This window comes from Pseudoalteromonas carrageenovora IAM 12662 (genome assembly GCF_900239935.1).
In the GTDB taxonomy this organism is placed as follows: domain Bacteria; phylum Pseudomonadota; class Gammaproteobacteria; order Enterobacterales; family Alteromonadaceae; genus Pseudoalteromonas; species Pseudoalteromonas carrageenovora.
This window is the reverse complement of sequence record NZ_LT965928.1, coordinates 988,651-1,008,715: the sequence shown is the minus strand read 5'-3', so window position 1 is coordinate 1,008,715 and position 20,065 is coordinate 988,651. Positions and strand designations below refer to the sequence as shown.

At 40.8% G+C, this 20,065-nt stretch carries 18 protein-coding genes; 5 read left to right on the top strand and 13 right to left on the bottom strand.

Translation table 11 applies throughout. The features are described from left to right. Window positions 1-16 precede the first annotated feature (16 nt). On the top strand, window positions 17-1,219 hold the full coding sequence (locus ALFOR1_RS04615) for an MFS transporter (protein WP_104642206.1): 1,203 nt from the start codon (window positions 17-19) through the stop codon (window positions 1,217-1,219). Window positions 1,220-1,290: 71 nt separating this feature from the next. On the opposite strand, the gene ALFOR1_RS04610 is transcribed toward ALFOR1_RS04615, so the two are convergent. The 4 genes from ALFOR1_RS04610 to ALFOR1_RS04595 form a co-directional block, all read right to left on the bottom strand. Then, the gene (locus ALFOR1_RS04610; protein WP_104642205.1) at window positions 1,291-2,337 is read right to left on the bottom strand and encodes an NAD(P)-dependent alcohol dehydrogenase; all 1,047 of its coding nucleotides are present in this window, start codon (window positions 2,335-2,337) and stop codon (window positions 1,291-1,293) included. A 121-nt stretch (window positions 2,338-2,458) separates the two neighbouring features. Further along, window positions 2,459-3,172: a DUF1499 domain-containing protein gene (locus ALFOR1_RS04605; protein WP_058547301.1), complete on the bottom strand. Its 714-nt coding sequence runs from the start codon at window positions 3,170-3,172 to the stop codon at window positions 2,459-2,461. 97 nt (window positions 3,173-3,269) lie between these two features. After that, window positions 3,270-4,610, bottom strand: a complete 1,341-nt coding sequence (locus ALFOR1_RS04600) for a DUF1501 domain-containing protein (protein WP_104642204.1) — start codon at window positions 4,608-4,610, stop codon at window positions 3,270-3,272. Window positions 4,611-4,619: 9 nt separating this feature from the next. Next, window positions 4,620-6,527, bottom strand: coding sequence for a DUF1800 domain-containing protein (locus ALFOR1_RS04595; protein ID WP_104642203.1), 1,908 nt, complete (start codon window positions 6,525-6,527; stop codon window positions 4,620-4,622). A gap of 169 nt (window positions 6,528-6,696) precedes the next feature. Between ALFOR1_RS04595 and ALFOR1_RS04590 the strand changes: the two genes are divergently transcribed. Continuing rightward, window positions 6,697-6,912, top strand: a complete 216-nt coding sequence (locus tag ALFOR1_RS04590; RefSeq protein ID WP_058547298.1) for a hypothetical protein — start codon at window positions 6,697-6,699, stop codon at window positions 6,910-6,912. 72 nt (window positions 6,913-6,984) lie between these two features. On the opposite strand, the gene ALFOR1_RS04585 is transcribed toward ALFOR1_RS04590, so the two are convergent. From ALFOR1_RS04585 to ALFOR1_RS04570, 4 genes are all read right to left on the bottom strand, one after another. Beyond that, the gene (locus ALFOR1_RS04585) at window positions 6,985-7,329 is read right to left on the bottom strand and encodes a hypothetical protein (RefSeq protein ID WP_058547297.1); all 345 of its coding nucleotides are present in this window, start codon (window positions 7,327-7,329) and stop codon (window positions 6,985-6,987) included. A 15-nt stretch (window positions 7,330-7,344) separates the two neighbouring features. Then, window positions 7,345-7,809 (bottom strand): hypothetical protein, encoded by a 465-nt coding sequence (locus ALFOR1_RS04580; RefSeq protein ID WP_104642202.1) that lies wholly within the window; start codon window positions 7,807-7,809, stop codon window positions 7,345-7,347. Window positions 7,810-7,897: 88 nt separating this feature from the next. After that, window positions 7,898-10,324 (bottom strand): ATP-dependent helicase HrpB, encoded by a 2,427-nt coding sequence (hrpB, locus tag ALFOR1_RS04575; protein WP_104642201.1) that lies wholly within the window; start codon window positions 10,322-10,324, stop codon window positions 7,898-7,900. A 79-nt stretch (window positions 10,325-10,403) separates the two neighbouring features. Next, window positions 10,404-10,586, bottom strand: coding sequence for a hypothetical protein (locus ALFOR1_RS04570; protein ID WP_104642200.1), 183 nt, complete (start codon window positions 10,584-10,586; stop codon window positions 10,404-10,406). A gap of 277 nt (window positions 10,587-10,863) precedes the next feature. Here ALFOR1_RS04570 and ALFOR1_RS04565 point away from each other — a divergent pair, with 277 nt between their 5' ends. From ALFOR1_RS04565 to ALFOR1_RS04555, 3 genes are all read left to right on the top strand, one after another. Then, on the top strand, window positions 10,864-11,061 hold the full coding sequence (locus ALFOR1_RS04565) for a CsbD family protein (protein WP_002958133.1): 198 nt from the start codon (window positions 10,864-10,866) through the stop codon (window positions 11,059-11,061). A gap of 280 nt (window positions 11,062-11,341) precedes the next feature. Continuing rightward, the gene (locus ALFOR1_RS04560) at window positions 11,342-12,241 is read left to right on the top strand and encodes a M15 family metallopeptidase (RefSeq protein WP_104642199.1); all 900 of its coding nucleotides are present in this window, start codon (window positions 11,342-11,344) and stop codon (window positions 12,239-12,241) included. A 9-nt stretch (window positions 12,242-12,250) separates the two neighbouring features. Then, on the top strand, window positions 12,251-12,694 hold the full coding sequence (locus ALFOR1_RS04555; RefSeq protein ID WP_104642198.1) for a hypothetical protein: 444 nt from the start codon (window positions 12,251-12,253) through the stop codon (window positions 12,692-12,694). An 89-nt stretch (window positions 12,695-12,783) separates the two neighbouring features. On the opposite strand, the gene ALFOR1_RS04550 is transcribed toward ALFOR1_RS04555, so the two are convergent. The 5 genes from ALFOR1_RS04550 to metH form a co-directional block, all read right to left on the bottom strand. Further along, window positions 12,784-15,045, bottom strand: a complete 2,262-nt coding sequence (locus tag ALFOR1_RS04550; protein ID WP_104642197.1) for a xanthine dehydrogenase family protein molybdopterin-binding subunit — start codon at window positions 15,043-15,045, stop codon at window positions 12,784-12,786. Continuing rightward, window positions 15,042-15,539 carry a (2Fe-2S)-binding protein gene (locus tag ALFOR1_RS04545; protein WP_104642196.1) on the bottom strand — a complete coding sequence of 166 codons (498 nt, stop codon included), beginning with the start codon at window positions 15,537-15,539 and terminating at the stop codon, window positions 15,042-15,044. Before ALFOR1_RS04545 ends, ALFOR1_RS04550 begins: the two co-directional genes overlap by 4 nt. A 174-nt stretch (window positions 15,540-15,713) precedes the next feature. Next, entirely contained in the window at window positions 15,714-16,469 is a 756-nt protein-coding gene (locus ALFOR1_RS04540) for a hypothetical protein (protein WP_104642195.1), read from the bottom strand. Window positions 16,470-16,478: 9 nt separating this feature from the next. Beyond that, the gene (locus ALFOR1_RS04535) at window positions 16,479-17,270 is read right to left on the bottom strand and encodes a DUF3800 domain-containing protein (protein WP_104642194.1); all 792 of its coding nucleotides are present in this window, start codon (window positions 17,268-17,270) and stop codon (window positions 16,479-16,481) included. 163 nt (window positions 17,271-17,433) lie between these two features. Beyond that, window positions 17,434-20,064, bottom strand: coding sequence for a methionine synthase (gene metH / locus ALFOR1_RS04530; protein WP_104642193.1), 2,631 nt, complete (start codon window positions 20,062-20,064; stop codon window positions 17,434-17,436). Window position 20,065 lies beyond the last annotated feature (1 nt).

Below are 20,065 nucleotides of genomic sequence, written 5' to 3'. Positions count from 1 at the left end.
ACCTAAGGGATCATTTATGAGCGCAGATGTCACGTCGCCACCGAGCCAATTAAACCGAACTGCTATTTTAGTGGTATTAGCATTAGGCACATTTATTTTAGGCTTATCAGAATTTTCAATGATGCCGATGCTGCCATTAATTAGCGAAACGTTTGGCTCTACACCTTCGCAAACTGGTTATGCTATTAGTGCCTACGCTATTGGTGTTGTTATCGGTGCTCCAATTTTAATGCTTACTACAGCTAATATGCGTAAACGAAAAGCACTGCTAATATTTTTAAGCTTAATGTGTATATCTAACGGTTTAAGCGCCCTTGCGACCTCTTTAGAACAATTAGTTATTTTTAGATTTTTAAGTGGCTTACCTCATGGAGCTTACTTTGGTACTGCAATATTGCTAGCGTCTGATATTGCACCGCAAGGCAAACGTGCCAGCTTTATGTCTAAGGTATTTATGGGGTTAACTATCGCTACAATAGTCGGTGTGCCTATTGTTACTTTAGTTGGGCAAAACCTTAGCTGGCGCTACTGTTTAGCGGGTGCTGCTGTTTTAGCATTTATCGCCTTTATTTTTGTTTATAAAGTGGTACCTAATATTGATAACGCTAAGCCTTCTAACTTATTAAACGAATTTGGCGTGCTAAAAAACAAACTTGTTTGGTCAATTTTAGGTATTGTTATTATTGGTTTTGGCGGTGTTTTTTGCATATATACTTACATTGCCGACACTATCTTAGATGTAACTAAAACAGCGCCTTACACTATATCTATCGCGATGGTAATGTTTGGTATTGGCTGTACATTAGGTAATTACATATTAGGTAAGGCCGCCGATAAATCAGCAATTAAAACTACGGGCTTTGCCCTTATATGCACTATTGTGTTTGCTTTTGCCTACGTTAGTGCAAGCCATAATATATGGATGCTTTATGCCGTAATATTTTTTATTGGCTGTAGTGTAGGTTTAGCCACATTAATTCAATCATTATTAATGGATGTATCACCTGATGGCCACGCTATGATTGGTGCGCTAGTGCAATGTGCATTTAATGTTGCCAATGCGATTGGCCCTTGGGTTGGTGGTATGGCTATTGCTCAAGGTGCAGCGCCTAACGAAACAGGTTATGTAGCGGCTATTTTGTTTATAGGTGGGTTTTTTATGTGGCTATTAAGCTACATACAATTAAATAAAAAGCAGCAAGTAGCACAAACGTGCTAAACACATTTCAAAATAAGACACTCTCAAACATAAAAAGAGCCGCTAAGTAGCGGCTCTTTTTTAGTTACACATTATGCACTGAGTGATTCCATATCAATGACAAACCGATAGCGTACATCCGATTTTTCCATACGTTCGTAGGCTGTATTAATTTCGTCTATGTTGATCATTTCACACTCTGGTAGCACGTTATTCTCGCCACAAAAATCAAGCATTTGCTGCGTTTCTGCTATGCCACCAATGAGCGACCCAGCAACTTGGCGACGACCCATTAATAATGGTACGGTATTTAACTCTTCAACCGGGCCAATTTGACCAACAATAATTAGAGCACCGTCTATATCAAGTAGTGGAGTGTAAATAGAGAGATCGTGCTTAACTGGCACTGTATCTATAATTACATCAAATGCAGACTGCGACTTTTTCATTTCATCATCGTTTGTTGAAACTAAATAATGTTGTGCACCTAGCTCTACCGCATCTTCTTTTTTAGATTCACTGCGGCCAATTACAGTTACTGTAGCGCCCATAGCTACTGCATTTTTAACTGCCATATGCCCTAAACCACCAAGACCTATAACAGCAACACGGCTACCTTTTTTAACGCCCCACTTATGCAAAGGAGAATACGTAGTAATACCTGCACATAATAGAGGTGCGACGCGCGAAAGCTCTAAGCTTTTTGGTACAGACAGCACAAATTCTTCTCGTACAACCACATGTTTTGAGTAGCCGCCTTGGGTCATATCGCCAGTTTTTTTGTCTTTACCAGCGTATGTAGCTACCATACCTTCTCGGCAAAATTGCTCTTCATTGTTATCGCACTGATCGCAACTTTGGCATGAGTCAACCATACACCCTACCGCAACGGTGTCGCCTTGCTTATATTTTTTAACGTCGCTTCCAACCGACTTAACCTTACCTACAATTTCGTGTCCGGGTACAAGTGGGTAACGACTACCGCCCCAATCATTTCGTACGGCGTGTAAATCTGAATGGCACACACCGCAGTATAAAATTTCAATTTCTACATCGTTATTGCGTAAATCGCGGCGCTCAAACGCAAACTCTGTCAGTTCAGAACCTTGGCTTTTTGCTGCATATCCTACTGTTTTCATAATAACTCCATAGTTTGTAAAAATTTAAGTCAAGTTCACATTAACGTACAAGCCGTGAATTTAAACTGACCAAAAAAAAGCCCAACAATGTTGGGCTTTGATTTATATACGCTCTGCTATTTTATTTTTCGAGTAAGGTATTTATTTCGTCAATGATTGCATGAATACGCTGTGCATTTTTACCTAAATCACTACGCCCAACACGCGATTTACTGCGAATATCTACAAAACGCTGATCGGCATCATCTGTAATACGAATAACCACATCATCTTTAAACCCAAACCAAGTAGTTGTATCGGTAGCTTCTACAATACCCGTTGCCGAGTTTGTATTAACCAAAGCAAAACCTAAGTTTTTAACTGCTTGCTCACTTGCCGCTAGCAAATCAGCTTTTGATTGTGCAAAGTTCAGTGTTTTAAGCTCAGGGTACGCTTTACGCTGTTGCGCAGCCGTTTCTTCGCCAGCATAAGCTATAGGGTTAGGCGCATCGGCTCTAAGTGGAGCAACCGCTACAAACTTTGGTGGATTAACTAGGTCTGTCGAAATATCATGAATCGCAGGTACGCTTTTAGCTTTATTCATCATATTAAGCGGCATTGCAATGGCGACTGCAGAAAATACAAAAGCAATTAAACCACTGCTTAGCGTTAACGTTTTACGCATAAATATAGCTTGTAATATTAGCAGCACTAATGCGGCACCACCCGCGTACACACCAAACCTAAAACCGGTAAAGGCAGTGCCAAGCTCAACAAGTCCAAACTTATATAAAGGCCCTGGCAATATAACTAACAAAAACGCAATTAAGCTTACTAAACTCACTAAAACTTTCATTTTAAGATTCCTTTACTGTGTGTAATTTTTATTTTAAATAATCTAACGAGTACACTATACCGCCAAGCACTGCGTTTAGATTACTATTAGCGACCAATTACACAAAAAAGTCCAACGTTGTGTTATTAAAGTTACTTAAATTAGGAAATATATCAACAAGCTCAGAACTAGGAACGCCAAACCACTGCGCTAACGTTGCAAAGTATTGCTCGTTTGCTACTTGTGGTATTAAACGCCCGCCCCCCGTATCTTGTGGGCCATCAAGTTGTTGAGTGAGTAACTCGCCGTAAATATTTTGTCCTTTTACAGCCCCGCCCATCACTATTTGATTCCCAGCCCAGCCGTGGTCTGTACCATCTCCGTTAGAAGTGAGCGTACGACCAAAATCCGACATAGTAAATGTGGTTACCTTATCGCTCATACCAAGCTCATTCATTGCGCTATTAAATTCATTAAAGCCACTAGCCAGTGTATTTAATAATGCTGGGTGTGTTGTTAACTGATCATCATGCGTATCAAACCCGCCCATAGACACAAAAAACACTTGGCGTTGTGTGTTTAATTTAGCTTGAACACTGATTGTTTTAGCCACTGCTGCAAGTTGCTCACTAAAGCTGGTTTCGCTAAATGAAGTAATAAACTCTGGTGCATCTTCTAATGCATTATTCATACTTTGCGTATTGTTAATGGCACTATTTAAACCATTTGCGTAGGCAGTGCCTAGCACATGGTTAGTATTACCTAATATACGGTTCATTATACTCGTTACATGCTCAGTACGAGGCTGGTATCCACCAAAGGCATTAATAGTACTAATACCACTTTTGTTAAGTGCAAACGCATTAGTACTCGTGCCTGTTTGCCATAAATTTGTGCCATCAAGTGAAATATTAGCAGCAAATTCATCATGAACAGCTAAGCGCTCTAAAAGTCGTGCGCCCCAGCCTGTGTTTAGCGACTCTCTTTCACGGCCATACATCCACGATGCTTGTTGGTCATTGTGCGAAAATAAATGCTGAGGAAGTGGCACTGCTTTGTTTTTATAATCATCTAGCGACGTTGGAGTTAATAAAGTACCTACGCCACCTACAAAGGCTAAATTTTGCGATTCAAACACACTTTGTATAGGCGCCAGCGATGGGTGAATACCTACTCCACCTGCAAATTGGTTTTTAATACTCAGCTCAATTGGGCTCGCTACAGCTAGGTTTTGTCTACTTTGCTCGTACAGATTACGTTGCTCTCCCTCAAGCGGTACCAGCATATTTAATGAGTCATTTCCACCATATAAATACACACACACGAGCGCCTTGTAATCACCTAACTCAATAGCATTAGTAGCACCTGTTAATGCTTGTAATTGTAGGCTCGTTAAAGCAGCCGCCGACACACTGCCTTTTAAACATAACGACAAAAAATCTCTTCTATTAATGCTCATTATGCGCTCCTAATTCTGCACGTTAAATTCAGGTGAAATAGCAATCATGTATAACAAATACGATACCCGCTCTCGGTATTGCTCTTCATTAAAGTAAGCATCTAGATCAAGTAAAGCTTGGCGAGTGTTATCGCTCATAGAACCTGCAAAATATAAGGTATTGTACTGGGCTAACAATTCACTTATTCCTTGCTGTTGCAAGTAATTCATATCGTTTTGAATATACACATAAATTCGGCTTGAATTTAAATCGCTGTGCGCCTCTGCAGTGCTCCACACTAAGGTTGAAAAAATAGCATTCATAGTACCAATAAGCGTGGCATCATTTGCTATTTGTAACTCGGGCGCCACTAAACTTTCACTTCTTAAAGTAGCTGTTTGGTAATCAGGTCTAAAAAAGTTAAATACCGACGCAGACTGCAATGGCCCTTGCCCATAGCTATCTACTAAGTTCCATGTTTTGTAATACCCCTCTAACGATTTAGCATCGAGATTTCGCCAAAATTGAACGGTTTTTAATATTGGCTCTTTAATTTTACCTTGGTAACTTAACACTGAGCCAAAATGGCGAGCTTCATCATCTAAGTATATTGCTTTTATAACTGCACTTAAGTCGCCGCGCACACCTGCACCGTTATCGTTAAACACACTAGCCACACGCTCCACATACTGTGGCGTTGGGTTAGAGGTAATTAGCCGCTGAATTAGCTGCTTAGAAATAAATGGTGCAACATTATCGTGATTAAACAAATTATCGAGCGCTATTTTTAGCGATTCCTCAGGACCATAGCCTTGTGGGATAATTTCATCATTTAAAAGGGTTTTTTGTTCACTAGAGTGATATTCGCTAAATGCCTGCATAGGATTAATATAATCGCGGCTTTTACGTTTAAAGGTTTCGCTTCCTGCAAATGTCCAACCTGTAAATACACGTGCAAAACCTTCTATTTGTGTTTGCCCATACGTTGCTATGGTATTGCCTTGGGCATCAAGCTTAGCGCTGCCATCTAGGTTTAACTCTTCAAGCCCAATCGTAAATAGTTGCATTACTTCGCGTGCGTAGTTTTCATCAGGGCGAATATTAAGTGCTTCGTCGGCTTTTTCGTTACCTAAATGACTAAGGTAAGTGCCCATAATAGGTGAAAGCGTTACATCTTCAAGTAAGTCACGGTAATTACCAAAGGCATGCTTTAGTAATAAATCGTAGTAGGTGATCATCCCCTCAGGCTGAGCGGACAAACCACTATTTTCATCCGAAACAACTAATATTTCGCTTAGTGCAAAGGCAACACGTTGACGTAGCTGATCGTCGCTTTGCATAACGCCTTTCCACCACGCATCAATACGGTTTATGTATCTAAAGTCGTCTTCGCCATCTAACTTAACTAAATAATCGCGATGGTAATTAACTGGTAATGCAATTTGCTTATCAAGCCATTGCTGTTCACTTAAACCTTTTGCACTTTGTATTTCGGCAAGTGTTGGCCCCATGCTTCCTTGGTGCAGCAACCTTGCTGCACTGTAATCACTCATACTGTTACGCGCTGTAAAAGAGACTACTTGTGTGTTAGTTGCCCCCTCGTTATCGGTTGCAGTAACGCTAAATGCATAATTAATTGGCTTATAACTAAGTGCAGGTTCAATAGTAATTGTTGCGCTTGTAGCCTCTATGGGTTCGTTAAGTAATACAGTACCCGAGGTTTGCTGCCACACAACACTGCTAATAGTGCCATCTTTATCGCTGGCAGTTGCACTTAGTTCAATGGTTTGGCCTTTGGCTATTTCGTTAGGTATATCAGCAACTGATAAAATTGGGATTTTATTTCCGTTAATGGTTGGCGTATCATCTGAGCCTGAACCACCACAAGCACTAAGTATAAATATTGAGCTTGCGATTAAAGAAATTTTATAATGCATGTAAAGTCGTCGTTATTTGTTAATTATAGTACGTTAAGCTGTACCGAGTTTAATGCAATTATTGAAACACAAAATTTACAATTTGACTCTTTATTTTTTGTAACCGAATCATGAACGCCCCATTAACAATGCAGTTTTAGTGGGGTTTATAGCCAGAGCCTTATTATTTATGAAAACAGAAATTCGCTACCGTTTTGAATCTTCACAAGTTGCTAACAGATTCGTGCATGTACTAAAAGACTGGCCCATAAGCGATGTTAAAACACGCCTATTTAACGGCGGCGACAGTGTAAAAGTAACTTATGAGTATGATGAGAGTGGGTTTGATTATACCTCTGCTGAGCTTGATGATTTAGCCGAGCAACACGATGGTAAAGAGGTTTAACTAATAAAGTGAGTTAATAAGTATTGTCTATATAGCGCCAATGAGATCACAATATCGGCGCACATTTTAAGCCTACTGAGCTTCTACAATAGTAAATGTATTTTGTGACCGCTTAGCTAAATCAAGTACTTCGTAATAATTTAGGCCATCAATTTTTTTACCGATAATAAAATAGTTTATTTCATTAGTCATTGTTGGGTCGCCAACAACATCTTCTGCGCTTTGCACATCAGAAAACTGAATAGCAATTATTGACCCAATAAAAATCATAGAATCTTTAGGTTTCAGTTTTTTTAATACTTTAGTAACCCCCGCTTGGGTAGACTCAGGTGTGGAGCCATCAAATCTAAAGTCATTTTTTGTGCTAACGCATGCACTAAGCATTAATATTGATAATGCGATAAGTAAATGTTTCATATATATCCTTATTTATTATTCGTGATACTTGCGGATCATCGCCACTTTAGCGTTTTCAATTTCGATCACCTCCATCATTACTGAGGTATACTCAATTGGCTGCTTACTTTGTGGGTGAATGCCTTTAGCGTGGTTTTTATAACGAATCGCAAAACCGCTATCGTTAAATATAAAAGTATTGAGTAGCTCACTTTCATACAGGGTATGCGCGCCTAAGTAAAAGCTCATGCCTTTGCGCATTAATTCTTTCCCATCGGCAGTGCGAGAGTCATCAAGCTGATACGGTATGTGCTGATTACCAATATCATCCGTTAACAATGCAAGGTAAGCTTCAAGCTCTTTAGTGCCTGCGTTGGGTGCCTGTGTTGCAACCATTGTGTTGTAGTAATGCTGTGCAAATGCTTTTAAATCAAATGGCTCTTCGGCTTGGGCTGAAAAGGTAGCAACCAATACCAAACCTAATGTTAAAACTAACCTCATTGACTATTCCCTGTAGCTAAAAGTGTTTTATAGGTACATTACCTTAGAAAGTTCAATAATCAAACAAATAACGTTTCATAACTAACACCTACATTTTGCTTTTGACTCTATTGGTTGCCACGCTGTTGGCTGGGTCATCTGGCCAAAAATGTTTAGGGTAACGCCCCTTCATTTCTTTTTGTACATCGCGATAACTACTAGCCCAAAAGTGCGCTAGATCTTGCGTAAGTTGTAATGAGCGCTTACCTGGCGATAGTAATTCCATAAGCAGTGGTAGGTTGCCATTTGCAAGCATTGGCGTACTTGTTAAACCATACACTTCTTGCATGCGCACGCTTAACTTTGCGGGGCCATCTAGCTGGTAATTAATTTTTATATTTGAGCCACTAGGTACCGTTAATCTAAGTGGTAGTAGCGCTTTTAACGCTGTTTGCTGTGGCCAGTCAAAACAATTTTGCAGTGCTTCAAAGTAGTTAAACTTTTTAAGCTGCTCCAGCGTTTTTATATCTTGTAAATACACGCCTAACCAATCATCAGCTGTTTCGATAAGTTGCTGCTCGCTTATTGCCGGGAACGTATCTGGCATAAACTGACTGGCTAAACTCATGCGTATTAATAATTGCTGCGCATCGGGTTGTTCATTAAATAATGCAAAGCCTTGTTTAGTAAATAAATTAAGCCACGCTTTGGCGCGCTCGGTTTTATCAAGCTTTTGCTTACTTGGTTGGCTTGTAAGCGTAATGGCGCCGAGCTTTACTTCGTCTTGATGGATAAAGCGCGCGGTTTTTTCATCAAACTCACAGCGGGTAAGCGTAGTAAACAAATGCGGTAAGTAATCTTGTAGCTCAAATGGGCTAAGTGCGGTGGCTGCAAAAATACGCGTGCCTTTATGGCCGCCCATGCTTGCAATAGCAAGGTAGTCATCGTTATGCCAGAAATCGGTGTTTAAATCAGCGCCCGCACCATTGGCAAGTAAGTAGCCATTGCCGCGTTTTTTTGCAATGCGATCGGGGTAAGCTAATGCCACCAGCAAACCTAAATACTCGGTGTTTAGCTCGCTGTTACTGTCGGTTACTTTTAAACGGCTTTGCCAGTATTTTAACTGCTGTTTAAATACTGGGTGTGGCCTTTGCTGTTGGCTATGTAGCGCTAAGCTTAGCTCGTTGGCGCTGTTTATTCGGCTCTCAAGCAGCGCCACTAAATAAAGTGCTAAGCGATAAATACCAGGGAGTTCTGCCTCAAGCGCTTGCGCTTTTAAAAGCATATGCGCTAAACGAATATCCGCCCCAAAACCCAGCATGTTACTGCCTAACTTTGTTAGCTTGCCTTTGCCGTCGATGGCTTCAAGCATAGTTAGTAAGCTCATTGCTTGTGTGCATTGCTGCGCTGTTGGCGTATCAAGCAAGGTGAGTTCGCTAATATTTGCGCCCCACTGCTTTGCTTCAAGCATAAGTTGGCTTATGTCTGAGGTGAGTATTTCGGGGTTATCGTGGCTATTGCGTCGCTCAAAGGTTTGCTTAGAGCCAAGCCTGTACACCACACCTGATTCTATTCGCCCTGCACGCCCTGCACGCTGCACGGCAGAGGAGCGCGATATACTTTGTGTTGTAAGCTCCGTTACACCTGTTTTTAAGTTATAACTCGCCGCGCGGCGTTTACCGCTATCAATAACAATGCGAATACCCTCAATGGTTAAGCTGGTTTCGGCTACATTGGTGGTAAGCACAACTTTGCGCATGCCCTCAGGCGCAGGAGCAATCGCCGCCTGCTGATTAGCTTTATCCTGCTCGCCAAATAAGATGGCAACTAGGCAGTTACTTGGCAAATCATTAAGGGCCTGTTGTACGCCTACTATTTCAAATTGCCCAGGTAAAAACACCAGCGCACTGCCGCTTTGCTCGTTTAGTGCTTGTTTTATTAAAGGTGCAATAGCATCAAGCCAGCGGCTTTCATCTTTTATGGGTATGTATACTTCGTCTATGGGGTAGCTTCGCCCACTTGATTGTATAACGGGGCAATCAAAAAATTGCGTATAGCGTTCGGTATCAAGGGTGGCCGACATAAGTAGTATGGTTAAATCGTCACGCAGTGCACTTTGAGTCTCTAAAGCAAAGGCCAGGGAGGTATCAGCTGCAATTGAACGTTCATGAAACTCATCAAATATCAGTAAATCAATATCGCTAAGCTCTGGATCGTTTTGTAGCATGCGAGTAAGCATGCCCTCAGTAACTATTTCAAGGCGCGTATTGCTACTTACTTTGCTTTCACCGCGTACACGAAGGCCAACGCTTTGCCCCACATTTTCGTTTTGGCACTGCGCTAAGTAATTGGCAATATTGCGTGCAGCTAAGCGGCGCGGCTCCAGCATTACAATACGTTTAAAATGGCCGTCGCGCATAAGCTGTAGCGGCAGCCATGTTGATTTACCTGCACCAGGCGGTGCTTGTAATAACGTTATAGGGTTACTTTGTAATGTAGTTACAAGTTGTTGATATATGTTTTGAACCGGCAGCACTGCTATTTACCCAAAATTGCTTTGTGTGCATTGTAACAAAAACCGCAGCTATACTGCGGTAGTTAATTGATATATTAAATTAGTTTGATAATGGGCAGTTTTGATTACCGTATATAACTTTTACTTCACCGTCACCATATTCACAAAAATACTTATCAGCATCCATTCCAGACCCTGCCCATTGTTTTACGAGCGGTGAAGCCGACACTGCTGACGACAAGAAAAAAAATGATAAAATCACTAATAAATTTACTTTTTCCATTCTGTATTCCTTCCTTATTTATAATTTTAGAATACCTATGAATAGTATTCCTACTTAAAACCTACATTAAGCTATATCAAAGTTGCAAATTAACCTACGAAAATATTACAGACCGCTCTGTACATTTTTTAAGAACATACGCGTTGCAATAAAAGTAACGCCTCGCTTAAATATATAAACCAATGATTATAAACATAAAATAAAAAGTTTAACTGATTGGTACACGCTTTGCTCCTTTTATACTGAACGTTAATTAAATCTAAGTAAGGAGATACTTATGAACAGCGATCGTATGAAAGGTAATTGGAACGAACTTAAAGGTAAGGCTCAACAAAAATGGGGCGATCTTACTGACGACGATTTAGACAAAATTGAAGGTAGCCGTACAGAGCTAGTAGGTAAAATCCAGCAGCAGTACGGTAAATCTAAAGAAGAAGCAGAGCGTGAAGTAGACGAGTTTGAAAAAACTCACTAATCGCTAACTTCTAAAAAAACCGCCATTTGGCGGTTTTTTTGTTTAATAGAAACCACCTAAATTAAATTGAATAAAGCTTTCCTTAAATAATTTAAAATTATTTGTTTAAATTACGGCTTTGACACTATCTATTTTACAATTTTACAATTTTACGGTGTATCCATAATGACTTAACGAAAAATATTGTTCCTATTTTTTATCTTTAGTTATATTCTTTTATCGCTAATATAACGATCGCGATGGAATAAGTGCGGTTAACTATTAATTTAAAGGAACTTATATGAATAACAATGCTGTAGTGTCAGCTTTAACTGGTGTGACGGATTTATTTGGTGGCTTTTCTCTTCAAAGAGGAGACAATGACAAAAAACAAATCTGGGAAGGAAAAAGTCACATAGCTAATCACTCTTTTGTATCCGAATTACAAATACTGCTTAATAAATTAGGAACATATAAATCAAAAATTGATGGTGATTTTGGCTTAAAAACTACACACGCATTAAAGTTATTCCAATGGAACGCAAAATCGGCCCCGTATCGATTAAAAAATTTAAGGGTTATTAATCAACTGCCAACTTTTAAAGGAAGTACCTCTGGGCAAACTGACAAAGCTACTCGTCGAGAGCTTAATATCTGGGCCGCTAGCAATTTTCGATGTACAGGTGACTTGCTAAGGTTAAGAGAAGCAACTTTTACTAATATAGAGCTTAATCCTAACTTCAAATTAATTGCGAACCAAAATGTATTGAAAGGTGAGTTTGTAGTTTCAGCTACCTTAATTACTGAGATAAAAGCAATGAACATTGAAGCAAAAAAACTAGGCTTAAAATTGGTTTTAAACCAGACAATAAGACAGCTTGGAATTTCTCCAAGTGGCGCTGTAGTAACGCCAGCAAAACGCAGCCAACATTATATTGGGCATGCTTTAGATTTAAATATTGTTGATGGCTCTAATTGGAACAACTCAACCGCCTTTAAAACTAAAAGTGCTACGACTTCAGCGGTTAAATTTATTGATATAATGAAAAAAAGAGGGCTTCGATGGGGAGGCGACTTTACCAGGATGGATTCTCCTCACTTCGATAAGCAGCTCTCAGCTTCAACATTCGACTATGAAGCCAAGCATTTTTTTAACCAATCATCAATTTCAAACAATCAGATGATTCCACTTTTTATATAGGATACTAAAATGAAAAAAATCCTATTAGGGTGCTTTGCCTTTAGCATAATGGGCTGCGCTTGGGTAGCAACAGCTGAACAAACATCTTCAGAAAAACAGTTATGCGATGACTACAATAATGATAAAGCTATTATAATTATAGGAAATACACCATTTGAAGATTCTGAGTGGTATGCAGACTGGTCATCAATCCTCAATAGTTTTGTTATCGCAAACAATGAGTTTTTACATGTATATAGAGCCAGCCAATTAAGACATACAGATTTAAAAAATTACTCAGTATTATTCAGTAAAAAGTCTAAGCAGAACTATCTACTTGAGGAAGTTATTGAGCCACAATCTTATGAATACGTCCTTCTAGAATATACTCAAGCCAATATACCTAAACATATTAATGCCTTTAAACCTGAACAGATCAATACAAATTTAGTGAGCAAAATATGTAATTTATGAGTCTTTAAAATACATAGACTTACGGATAAAACCGCCATTTGGCGGTTTTTTTGTTTAATAGCTTAGTGTTTTAATAAAAGTACGTTTATTTACGCTTTTAATTGGTTACCTATAGGCAGTTGCCTAATGCGCTTACCACAAGCGGCAAAAATAGCATTACACAATGCAGGGGCATAAACCGGTGTTGCGGGCTCCCCAACACCTGCAGGTGGTGCATCGCTTTGTATTATTTCTACTTCTACCTCTAGTGGGGAATCGCTCATACGCGGTACGCGATAATCGTGAAAATTACTTTGCTGTACGCGGCCTTTATCAAAAGTAATACCATCGCTAATTGCAGTGGTAATACCGTAAATAGAGCCACCTTGCGTTTGGTTTTTAACGGTATCGGTGTTTACAACCGTACCCGCATCAATAGCTACCCACGATTTAATCACGTTTAAATCACCAGTATCCGATACCTCTACCTCAACCACTGTTGCCACATACGTTAAAAAGCTACGGTGTGCTGCAATACCTAACCCGCGACCTTTTGGAAGCTTTCGGCCCCATTTACTTATTTCAGCTACTTTTTCAATAACATGACGTAACTTACCAATATCTAATGGGTAAACATCTTTATCGCCGCCATAATTATCGTACGACGCATTTTGCTCGGTTACATCTAATATGCGATCAGGGCCTATGGTTTCGAGTAAATAGTCTTTTTGGTCACGCCCTGCTTTATGCGCTGCTTCAGCAATAAATGACTGAATAGCAAAAGCATGAAAAATATTTGATACCGAGCGCATCCAGCCTACTCTTGTTTTGGCGGGTGCTTCGCCATTTTCTAGCTTTAGATTAGGTGAGTTTATAGGGTTATCGGTAAAGCCTAAGCGCAGTTCAAAGCCTGCAGGCGTCGTTGCCCCTTCTTGAAACGTAGATACAATTGGCGAAAACGCCGTGCGATGTAAGTAAGCCTCAATATTACCTTTTTCATTGAGTGACGCTTCAATATGTTGAGCCGATACCGCATGATAAAAACTGTTCTGAATATCATCCTCTCGCGTCCATTGTACGCGTATGGGTTTACCCACTTTCATTGAAATAAAAGCAGCTTCTGCCGAAAAATCAGGTTTTGATTTACGCCCAAAACCGCCACCTAACATGGTGACATGCACGTTAATTTGGCTCTCTTGCATACCAAGTAACGCAGCTACGGTTTTCATATCAGCTTGTGGGTTTTGTGTTGCAGCCCAAATATCTACGCGGTCTTTATGATACATCGCCGTAGCACAAGGTGGTTCCATTGGTGCTTGAGCTAGGTGCGGCGCATAGTAGTCTGCTACTAACTTATTGCTCGATTTAGCCAATATGTTGGTGGTATCGCCTATTTCGCGTACATGCGCTTGCGGCTCATTCACTGTTTGCAGTAACGACTTTTTAAAGTTCTCTGAATTATAATTGCCGTTTTTACCATCATCCCACACTACTTTTAGTGCTTTACGCGCCTGCCATGCAGCCCAGGTATTTTTAGCAACAATAGCAATGCCGCCTTTTGGCTGAAATTGCGGCGCACCTTTTGGTACAGGCATTTCAATAACATCAACTACACCATTAATTGCTTTAGCGGCGGTGGCATCAAACGATTTAACCACACCACCTACTACCGGTGGGCGCTCAATAATAGCCACCAGCGCTTTTGGCTCGCGAACATCAGCAGCAAATGTGGCTTTACCGGTTACTAAATCGGTTAAATCTATGTGCGCCATACCGGTATTTATATAACGCCATTCTTTGCGTGTTTTAAGTGTTAACTTATCAACTTCTGGTGGCGTTATTGTAAGCGCTAAGTCGATTAAATCTTTATAAGTAAGCGATTTACCTGAGCTGTGTGTAACCACGTGTTGATTGGCTGTACAGGTTTGCGGCTCAACTTTCCAATATTTAGCGGCCGCGTGCTGCATCATGTACCGTACACTTGCGCCCATTTCGCGCAGGCGCTGCATATTGTAGCGAATACTGCGCGATCCATCGGTATTTTGATCCCCGTATTTAGGGTCGCCCTTACCTTGAATAACAACTACTTTATCCCATGCGGCTTCCATTTCGTCTGCCACAATTTGGGCAATGGCTGTACGAATTTGTTGGCCCATTTCAGAGCGGTGGCAGGTTATTTCAACCATGCCATCCGGGCGCAGAGCTATAAATAAGTTAGCACGTTTTGCTTGCTCAGATGGTTGCTCTAACACACCGGCAAACGCTCTTGGCGCACTGCCTACAAAATATGTGCCTAATACTAATGCGCCTATTGCGCTAGTTTTTAAAAATTGGCGGCGGTTTAGGTCAAAGTACGTATTGTCGTTTTTCATACCTCTTCCCCTTGTTCATTGGGGTCAAAATATTCAACCCCCGCCATGGTTTTAGCCGCCGATTTAATCGCTTTATGAATACGTGGGTATGTACCACAACGACAAATATTGCCCGACATATTGCTCACTATTTCATCATCAGTTGGGTTGGGGTTAGCTGCTAATAAGCTTGCCGCTTGCATAATTTGTCCGCACTGACAAAATCCACATTGCGGCACTTTATGCTCAACCCACGCTTTTTGCACGGGGTGGTCACCCTGCTCGCTTAGCCCTTCAATAGAGGTAATATTGCGCCCGACTACAGCCGATACCGGTAATACACATGAGCGCTGCGCTACACCATCTATATGTATAGTGCACGCACCACACTGCGCCATACCACAGCCAAATTTAGGGCCCGTTAAATTTAATTCATCTCGCAGGTACCACAAAACGGGCGTAGACGGGTCGCCAGAAAACTCATGCTTATTACCATTAATGGTAAGGGTGATCATACTAGACTCCTTGCAAAGCGCTTTACAGGACGACTCCCTACAGCGCGTGGACGGTTTTAATTTACTTACTACTTTTTAGCCTACCACTTAGAACTATTTTATTATAATACTAATTACTAGAACGTTTGGTACTAAAAAACATTACTCATTATTAAGTAAGTTGCTAATACTAAATTAAATAGCGCTTATAACATCTTCAGATAAAACCCGTTGTTCGTCTTTGTAAACTTCAAGCCAGCCTGGCGGTGATGTATCACAACCAATAATGGTTACTTGTAACACATAACTGTAACGTCCATTTTTAAACGTATAGTTATGATTCCCGCCACTACCCTCAAAGGTAATATCACCGTTTAATAAAATCATGTCGGGCTTTTCGCTAATTTTTTTATCAATACTCCATACAGCATAACGGTAATTCCCATCGTCTAGATCATCAACGCGAATATGGTAGTTAGCCGTTTTCCAATTGAGTATTGGTTTTTTAAAAGTATTAACACTTGAATGCAGAGATTGCTTATCGTGTTCAATTAATCGTTCAGCAAATGCTCGCTCTGTAACATTTTGAGTATTTACAGTTATAATTTTGCCGTCTGTATCTACCCACAAAACACCGTTATATAGCATAATACCGCGCCAACCTACTTTCTCCCAATCAGTATTAATGTTTGAACTGGCAATAACGGCAACAAGTTCATCGTCAAACACTTCATCAAAGCGGTTAATAAACTCAGCTTCATTTTTAATGTCAGGCAATGGATATTGCCTTTTTAGAGGGTAGCGAATATGCGCAGCAATCGCAGTTTTATCCTGCGTTTTAAAAGCAGCAATAACAGGTAAAACACTCTCGTGATACTTTTGCTCAAGCGCAAATGTGTTTGATGTGAAAAGTAGGGATAATAACACCACTACGTGGTTTATAAACTTCATTGCAGTCCTTTATTTAGAGCCAGCTATAACTTCATATTCTGCTCTGCCAACATTTGGAATTGCAAAATTTGGTACTATGTCCCTTGTATCTGGAATAGCTCTAGTTTCTATTGGAAAGTGCCAGATATTGAACATATTATTTGGCCTAGTGTCGTAGGCTAATTGATCCCAACCTAAAATTGCAGCCATTCGGAAAGTAGCGAGCTTTTTTGCCATTTGCATATCAGAGTTAGGGTTGAAATATAAAAGGTATCCAGTATTAACTGCCCCAGTTAATACATCTACGGCTTGCAACCCCCAATGAAGTTTAGAGTTTTGCATTGATACAAGCTCAATTTTTGAAGATGTTGGCAACTTAGCTAGCATATGATTAGTAATAATTTGAATTACTTCATCTTGTTTAGGGTACTTAGTACTTTTCTGGTCTATATATACTTTAAAGTTAGCATTTAAACCTTTACTACTTTGATTGAGGAGTTGATTATATGTTGTGTAAAAAGCTGCTTCTTCATCTTTATGCCACTTTTTATATGGACCTTTTGATACAGCAATAGCATGAAAGGTACATGGGCTGCTTAGAACAAATTTTAAAATATTTAAGCATAAATTGATTTGCCCTGAGCTTTTTCTTACTTTTTCCCACTTTATTTCACCTTGGATCCCACTCGCTTTGCAAATTTTCTCAATGTTAAAATTAAATTTATCTAAATATCCACTTGGAACATTTAAGATTCCAATTGTATAACATGGTGATCCTTTCGAAATTCCACTTTCATCGGCAAATGATACAACCTCGTCCATCTCACTCTCCATGTCTAGCACTTAACAGCTTATTACTTTGCTCAATAATTCCACTAAATAAACTACTTGTAAATAAAAGAGTTCCTAAAACAGAAAAACGAGCCCAATTTGGCTCGTTATTGTTTTACTGATAGCTGAAAGCTAAAAACTGACCGCTGCTCTTTTACTCTGGCTCATACCCCAAATTAGGCGACAGCCACCTTTCAGCCTCTTCGAGCGTCATATTGGTTCGCTTGGCGTAATCTTCTACCTGATCCTTTTGAATAGATGCTACGGCGTAATATTTTGCCTCTGGGTGTGAGAAATACCAGCCCGAAACCGCAGCCCCTGGCCACATGGCGTACGAACTAGTTAGCTGCATGCCAATGCGTTTTTCGGTATCGAGCAACTGCCAAATTTTCTTTTTCTCAGTATGCTCAGGGCACGCAGGGTAACCTGGCGCTGGGCGAATACCTTGGTAGTTTTCGCGAATTAGCTCATCGTTACCCAGGTTTTCATCGGGTGCATATCCCCAATACTCTTTACGCACTTGTTCGTGCAGGTATTCGGCAAAGGCTTCTGCGAGCCTATCGGCAACCGCTTTTACCATTATTTTATTGTAGTCGTCTTGCTGTGCGTCAAACGCATTGGCTAAATCGTCTTCTTCTAAACCGCCCGTTACTGCAAACGCACCAAAGTAATCAGGTGTGCCTTTTGGCGCAATGTAGTCAGCCAAACAATAGTTAGCAAAGTCGGTTTTTTCAGTTTGCTGGCGTAAATGGCACGAGGTGTTTAACAGCTCTTTGCGGGTTTCGTCGGTGTAAATTTCTATGTCATCACCCACGCGGTTTGCAGGGAATAAACCAATTACACCCAATGGCTGTAAACTGCCTACTTTTTCAAGGTCGTCGAGCATGTCGTTAGCGTCTTTAAATAAACTACGTGCTTGCTCGCCAACAACTTCATCATCCATTATGCGCGGGTATTTACCGGCGATTGACCACGTCATAAAGTATGGGGTCCAATCTATATATTTACGCAACGTGGCGATTGATACATTTTTAAACTCAGTCACGCCCAGCTTTTTAGGGACTGGTGGTGTGTAGTTATCCCAATCAAGCTTGGCTGCGTTATCGCGGGCACGCTGTATAGTAACCGGTTTTGAACGTGGCTTTTTGCGCGCTTGTTGCTCGCGTACTTTTACGTACTCGGCTTTTGTTTTTTCTAGAAAGGCTGGTTTTAGCTCTTTTGATAATAAACTCGATACTACGCCCACTGCACGGCTGGCGTTATTTACGTACACTACGCCTTTGTCGTACTGTGGCTCAATTTTTACTGCAGTATGCGCTTTAGAGGTCGTTGCGCCGCCAATCATTAGTGGGAGCTCAAAACCTCTACGAGTCATTTCTTTGGCTACGTGTACCATTTCGTCAAGCGATGGGGTAATTAAACCCGAAAGGCCGATTATGTCGGCTTTTTCGTCAATAGCGGTTTGCAGTATTTTTTCGGCAGGTACCATTACGCCTAGGTCGATTACTTCGTAGTTATTACATTGCAGTACTACGCCTACAATGTTTTTACCTATGTCGTGCACATCGCCCTTTACGGTGGCCATAACTACTTTACCATTAGTGGCGCCTTCTTCTTTTTCAGCTTCTATGTATGGGTCTAGGTAGGCCACTGCTCGCTTCATTACACGGGCTGATTTAACAACTTGCGGTAAAAACATTTTACCTGCGCCAAATAAATCCCCTACCACGTTCATGCCATCCATGAGTGGCCCTTCAATCACGTGGATAGGTTTATCGGCAGCTGCGCGGCACTCTTCGGTGTCTTCATCTATAAAGGTGGTAATGCCTTTTACAAGGGCGTGCTCTAAGCGTTTTTCAACAGGCCATGTGCGCCATTCTAAATCTTCTACGCGCTCAGCTTGTGCCATGCCCGAAAACTTAGGGGCTATTTCTACAAGGCGTTCACCTGCACCTGGGTCGGTGTTAAGTATTACGTCTTCTACGGCTTTACGAAGTTCTTCTGGGATGTCGTCGTAAACAGCAAGCTGGCCTGCGTTTACAATCCCCATATCCATACCCGCTTTTATCGCGTGGTATAAAAACACCGAGTGAATGGCTTCGCGTACAGGATTATTGCCCCTAAACGAAAACGATACATTAGACACCCCGCCCGACACTTTACAGTGCGGTAAGTTTTGTTTAATGAGGCGTGTGCCTTCAATAAATTCTACGGCGTAATTGTCGTGCTCTTCTATACCGGTGGCTACGGCAAATATATTAGGGTCAAATATAATATCTTCCGGCGGGAAGCCAATCTCTTCTACTAATATTTTGTAGCTGCGCGCACATATTTCGTATTTTCTATCTGCGGTGTCGGCTTGTCCGTCGGTATCAAACGCCATAACAACAGCAGCTGCGCCAAAGCGTTTAATAATTTTAGCTTGGCGTTTAAACGGCTCTTCGCCCTCTTTAAGCGATATTGAGTTAACAATAGCCTTGCCTTGAATACACTTTAAGCCTGCTTCTATTACTTCCCATTTAGAGGAGTCGACCATAATAGGTACTTTAGAAATATCAGGCTCTGAGGCAATTAAGTTTAAAAACTTAACCATGGCCGCTTTTGAGTCCAACATGGCTTCGTCCATGTTTATATCAATAACTTGGGCGCCATTTTCTACTTGCTCGCGGGCTACGGTAAGCGCTGCTTCATAGTCTTCTTCCATGATTAAGCGTTTAAACATGGCAGAGCCAGTTACGTTGGTACGCTCGCCAACATTGGTAAATACTGCAATTTGCTGTGTCATA

Bases quoted from the DNA above. Each gene is read 5' to 3' on its own strand.
- ALFOR1_RS04585 (WP_058547297.1), bottom strand. From the start codon at position 7,329: ATGAAACATTTACTTATCGCATTATCAATATTAATGCTTAGTGCATGC.
- ALFOR1_RS04535 (WP_104642194.1), bottom strand. From the start codon at position 17,270: ATGGACGAGGTTGTATCATTTGCCGATGAAAGTGGAATTTCGAAAGGA.
- ALFOR1_RS04600 (WP_104642204.1), bottom strand. From the start codon at position 4,610: ATGAGCATTAATAGAAGAGATTTTTTGTCGTTATGTTTAAAAGGCAGT.
- ALFOR1_RS04615 (WP_104642206.1), top strand. From the start codon at position 17: ATGAGCGCAGATGTCACGTCGCCACCGAGCCAATTAAACCGAACTGCT.
- ALFOR1_RS04560 (WP_104642199.1), top strand. From the start codon at position 11,342: ATGAATAACAATGCTGTAGTGTCAGCTTTAACTGGTGTGACGGATTTA.
- ALFOR1_RS04605 (WP_058547301.1), bottom strand. From the start codon at position 3,172: ATGAAAGTTTTAGTGAGTTTAGTAAGCTTAATTGCGTTTTTGTTAGTT.
- ALFOR1_RS04610 (WP_104642205.1), bottom strand. From the start codon at position 2,337: ATGAAAACAGTAGGATATGCAGCAAAAAGCCAAGGTTCTGAACTGACA.
- ALFOR1_RS04565 (WP_002958133.1), top strand. From the start codon at position 10,864: ATGAACAGCGATCGTATGAAAGGTAATTGGAACGAACTTAAAGGTAAG.
- ALFOR1_RS04540 (WP_104642195.1), bottom strand. From the start codon at position 16,469: ATGAAGTTTATAAACCACGTAGTGGTGTTATTATCCCTACTTTTCACA.
- ALFOR1_RS04590 (WP_058547298.1), top strand. From the start codon at position 6,697: ATGAAAACAGAAATTCGCTACCGTTTTGAATCTTCACAAGTTGCTAAC.
- ALFOR1_RS04570 (WP_104642200.1), bottom strand. From the start codon at position 10,586: ATGGAAAAAGTAAATTTATTAGTGATTTTATCATTTTTTTTCTTGTCG.
- ALFOR1_RS04555 (WP_104642198.1), top strand. From the start codon at position 12,251: ATGAAAAAAATCCTATTAGGGTGCTTTGCCTTTAGCATAATGGGCTGC.
- ALFOR1_RS04545 (WP_104642196.1), bottom strand. From the start codon at position 15,539: ATGATCACCCTTACCATTAATGGTAATAAGCATGAGTTTTCTGGCGAC.
- ALFOR1_RS04580 (WP_104642202.1), bottom strand. From the start codon at position 7,809: ATGAGGTTAGTTTTAACATTAGGTTTGGTATTGGTTGCTACCTTTTCA.
- ALFOR1_RS04550 (WP_104642197.1), bottom strand. From the start codon at position 15,045: ATGAAAAACGACAATACGTACTTTGACCTAAACCGCCGCCAATTTTTA.
- ALFOR1_RS04595 (WP_104642203.1), bottom strand. From the start codon at position 6,527: ATGCATTATAAAATTTCTTTAATCGCAAGCTCAATATTTATACTTAGT.
- metH (WP_104642193.1), bottom strand. From the start codon at position 20,064: ATGACACAGCAAATTGCAGTATTTACCAATGTTGGCGAGCGTACCAAC.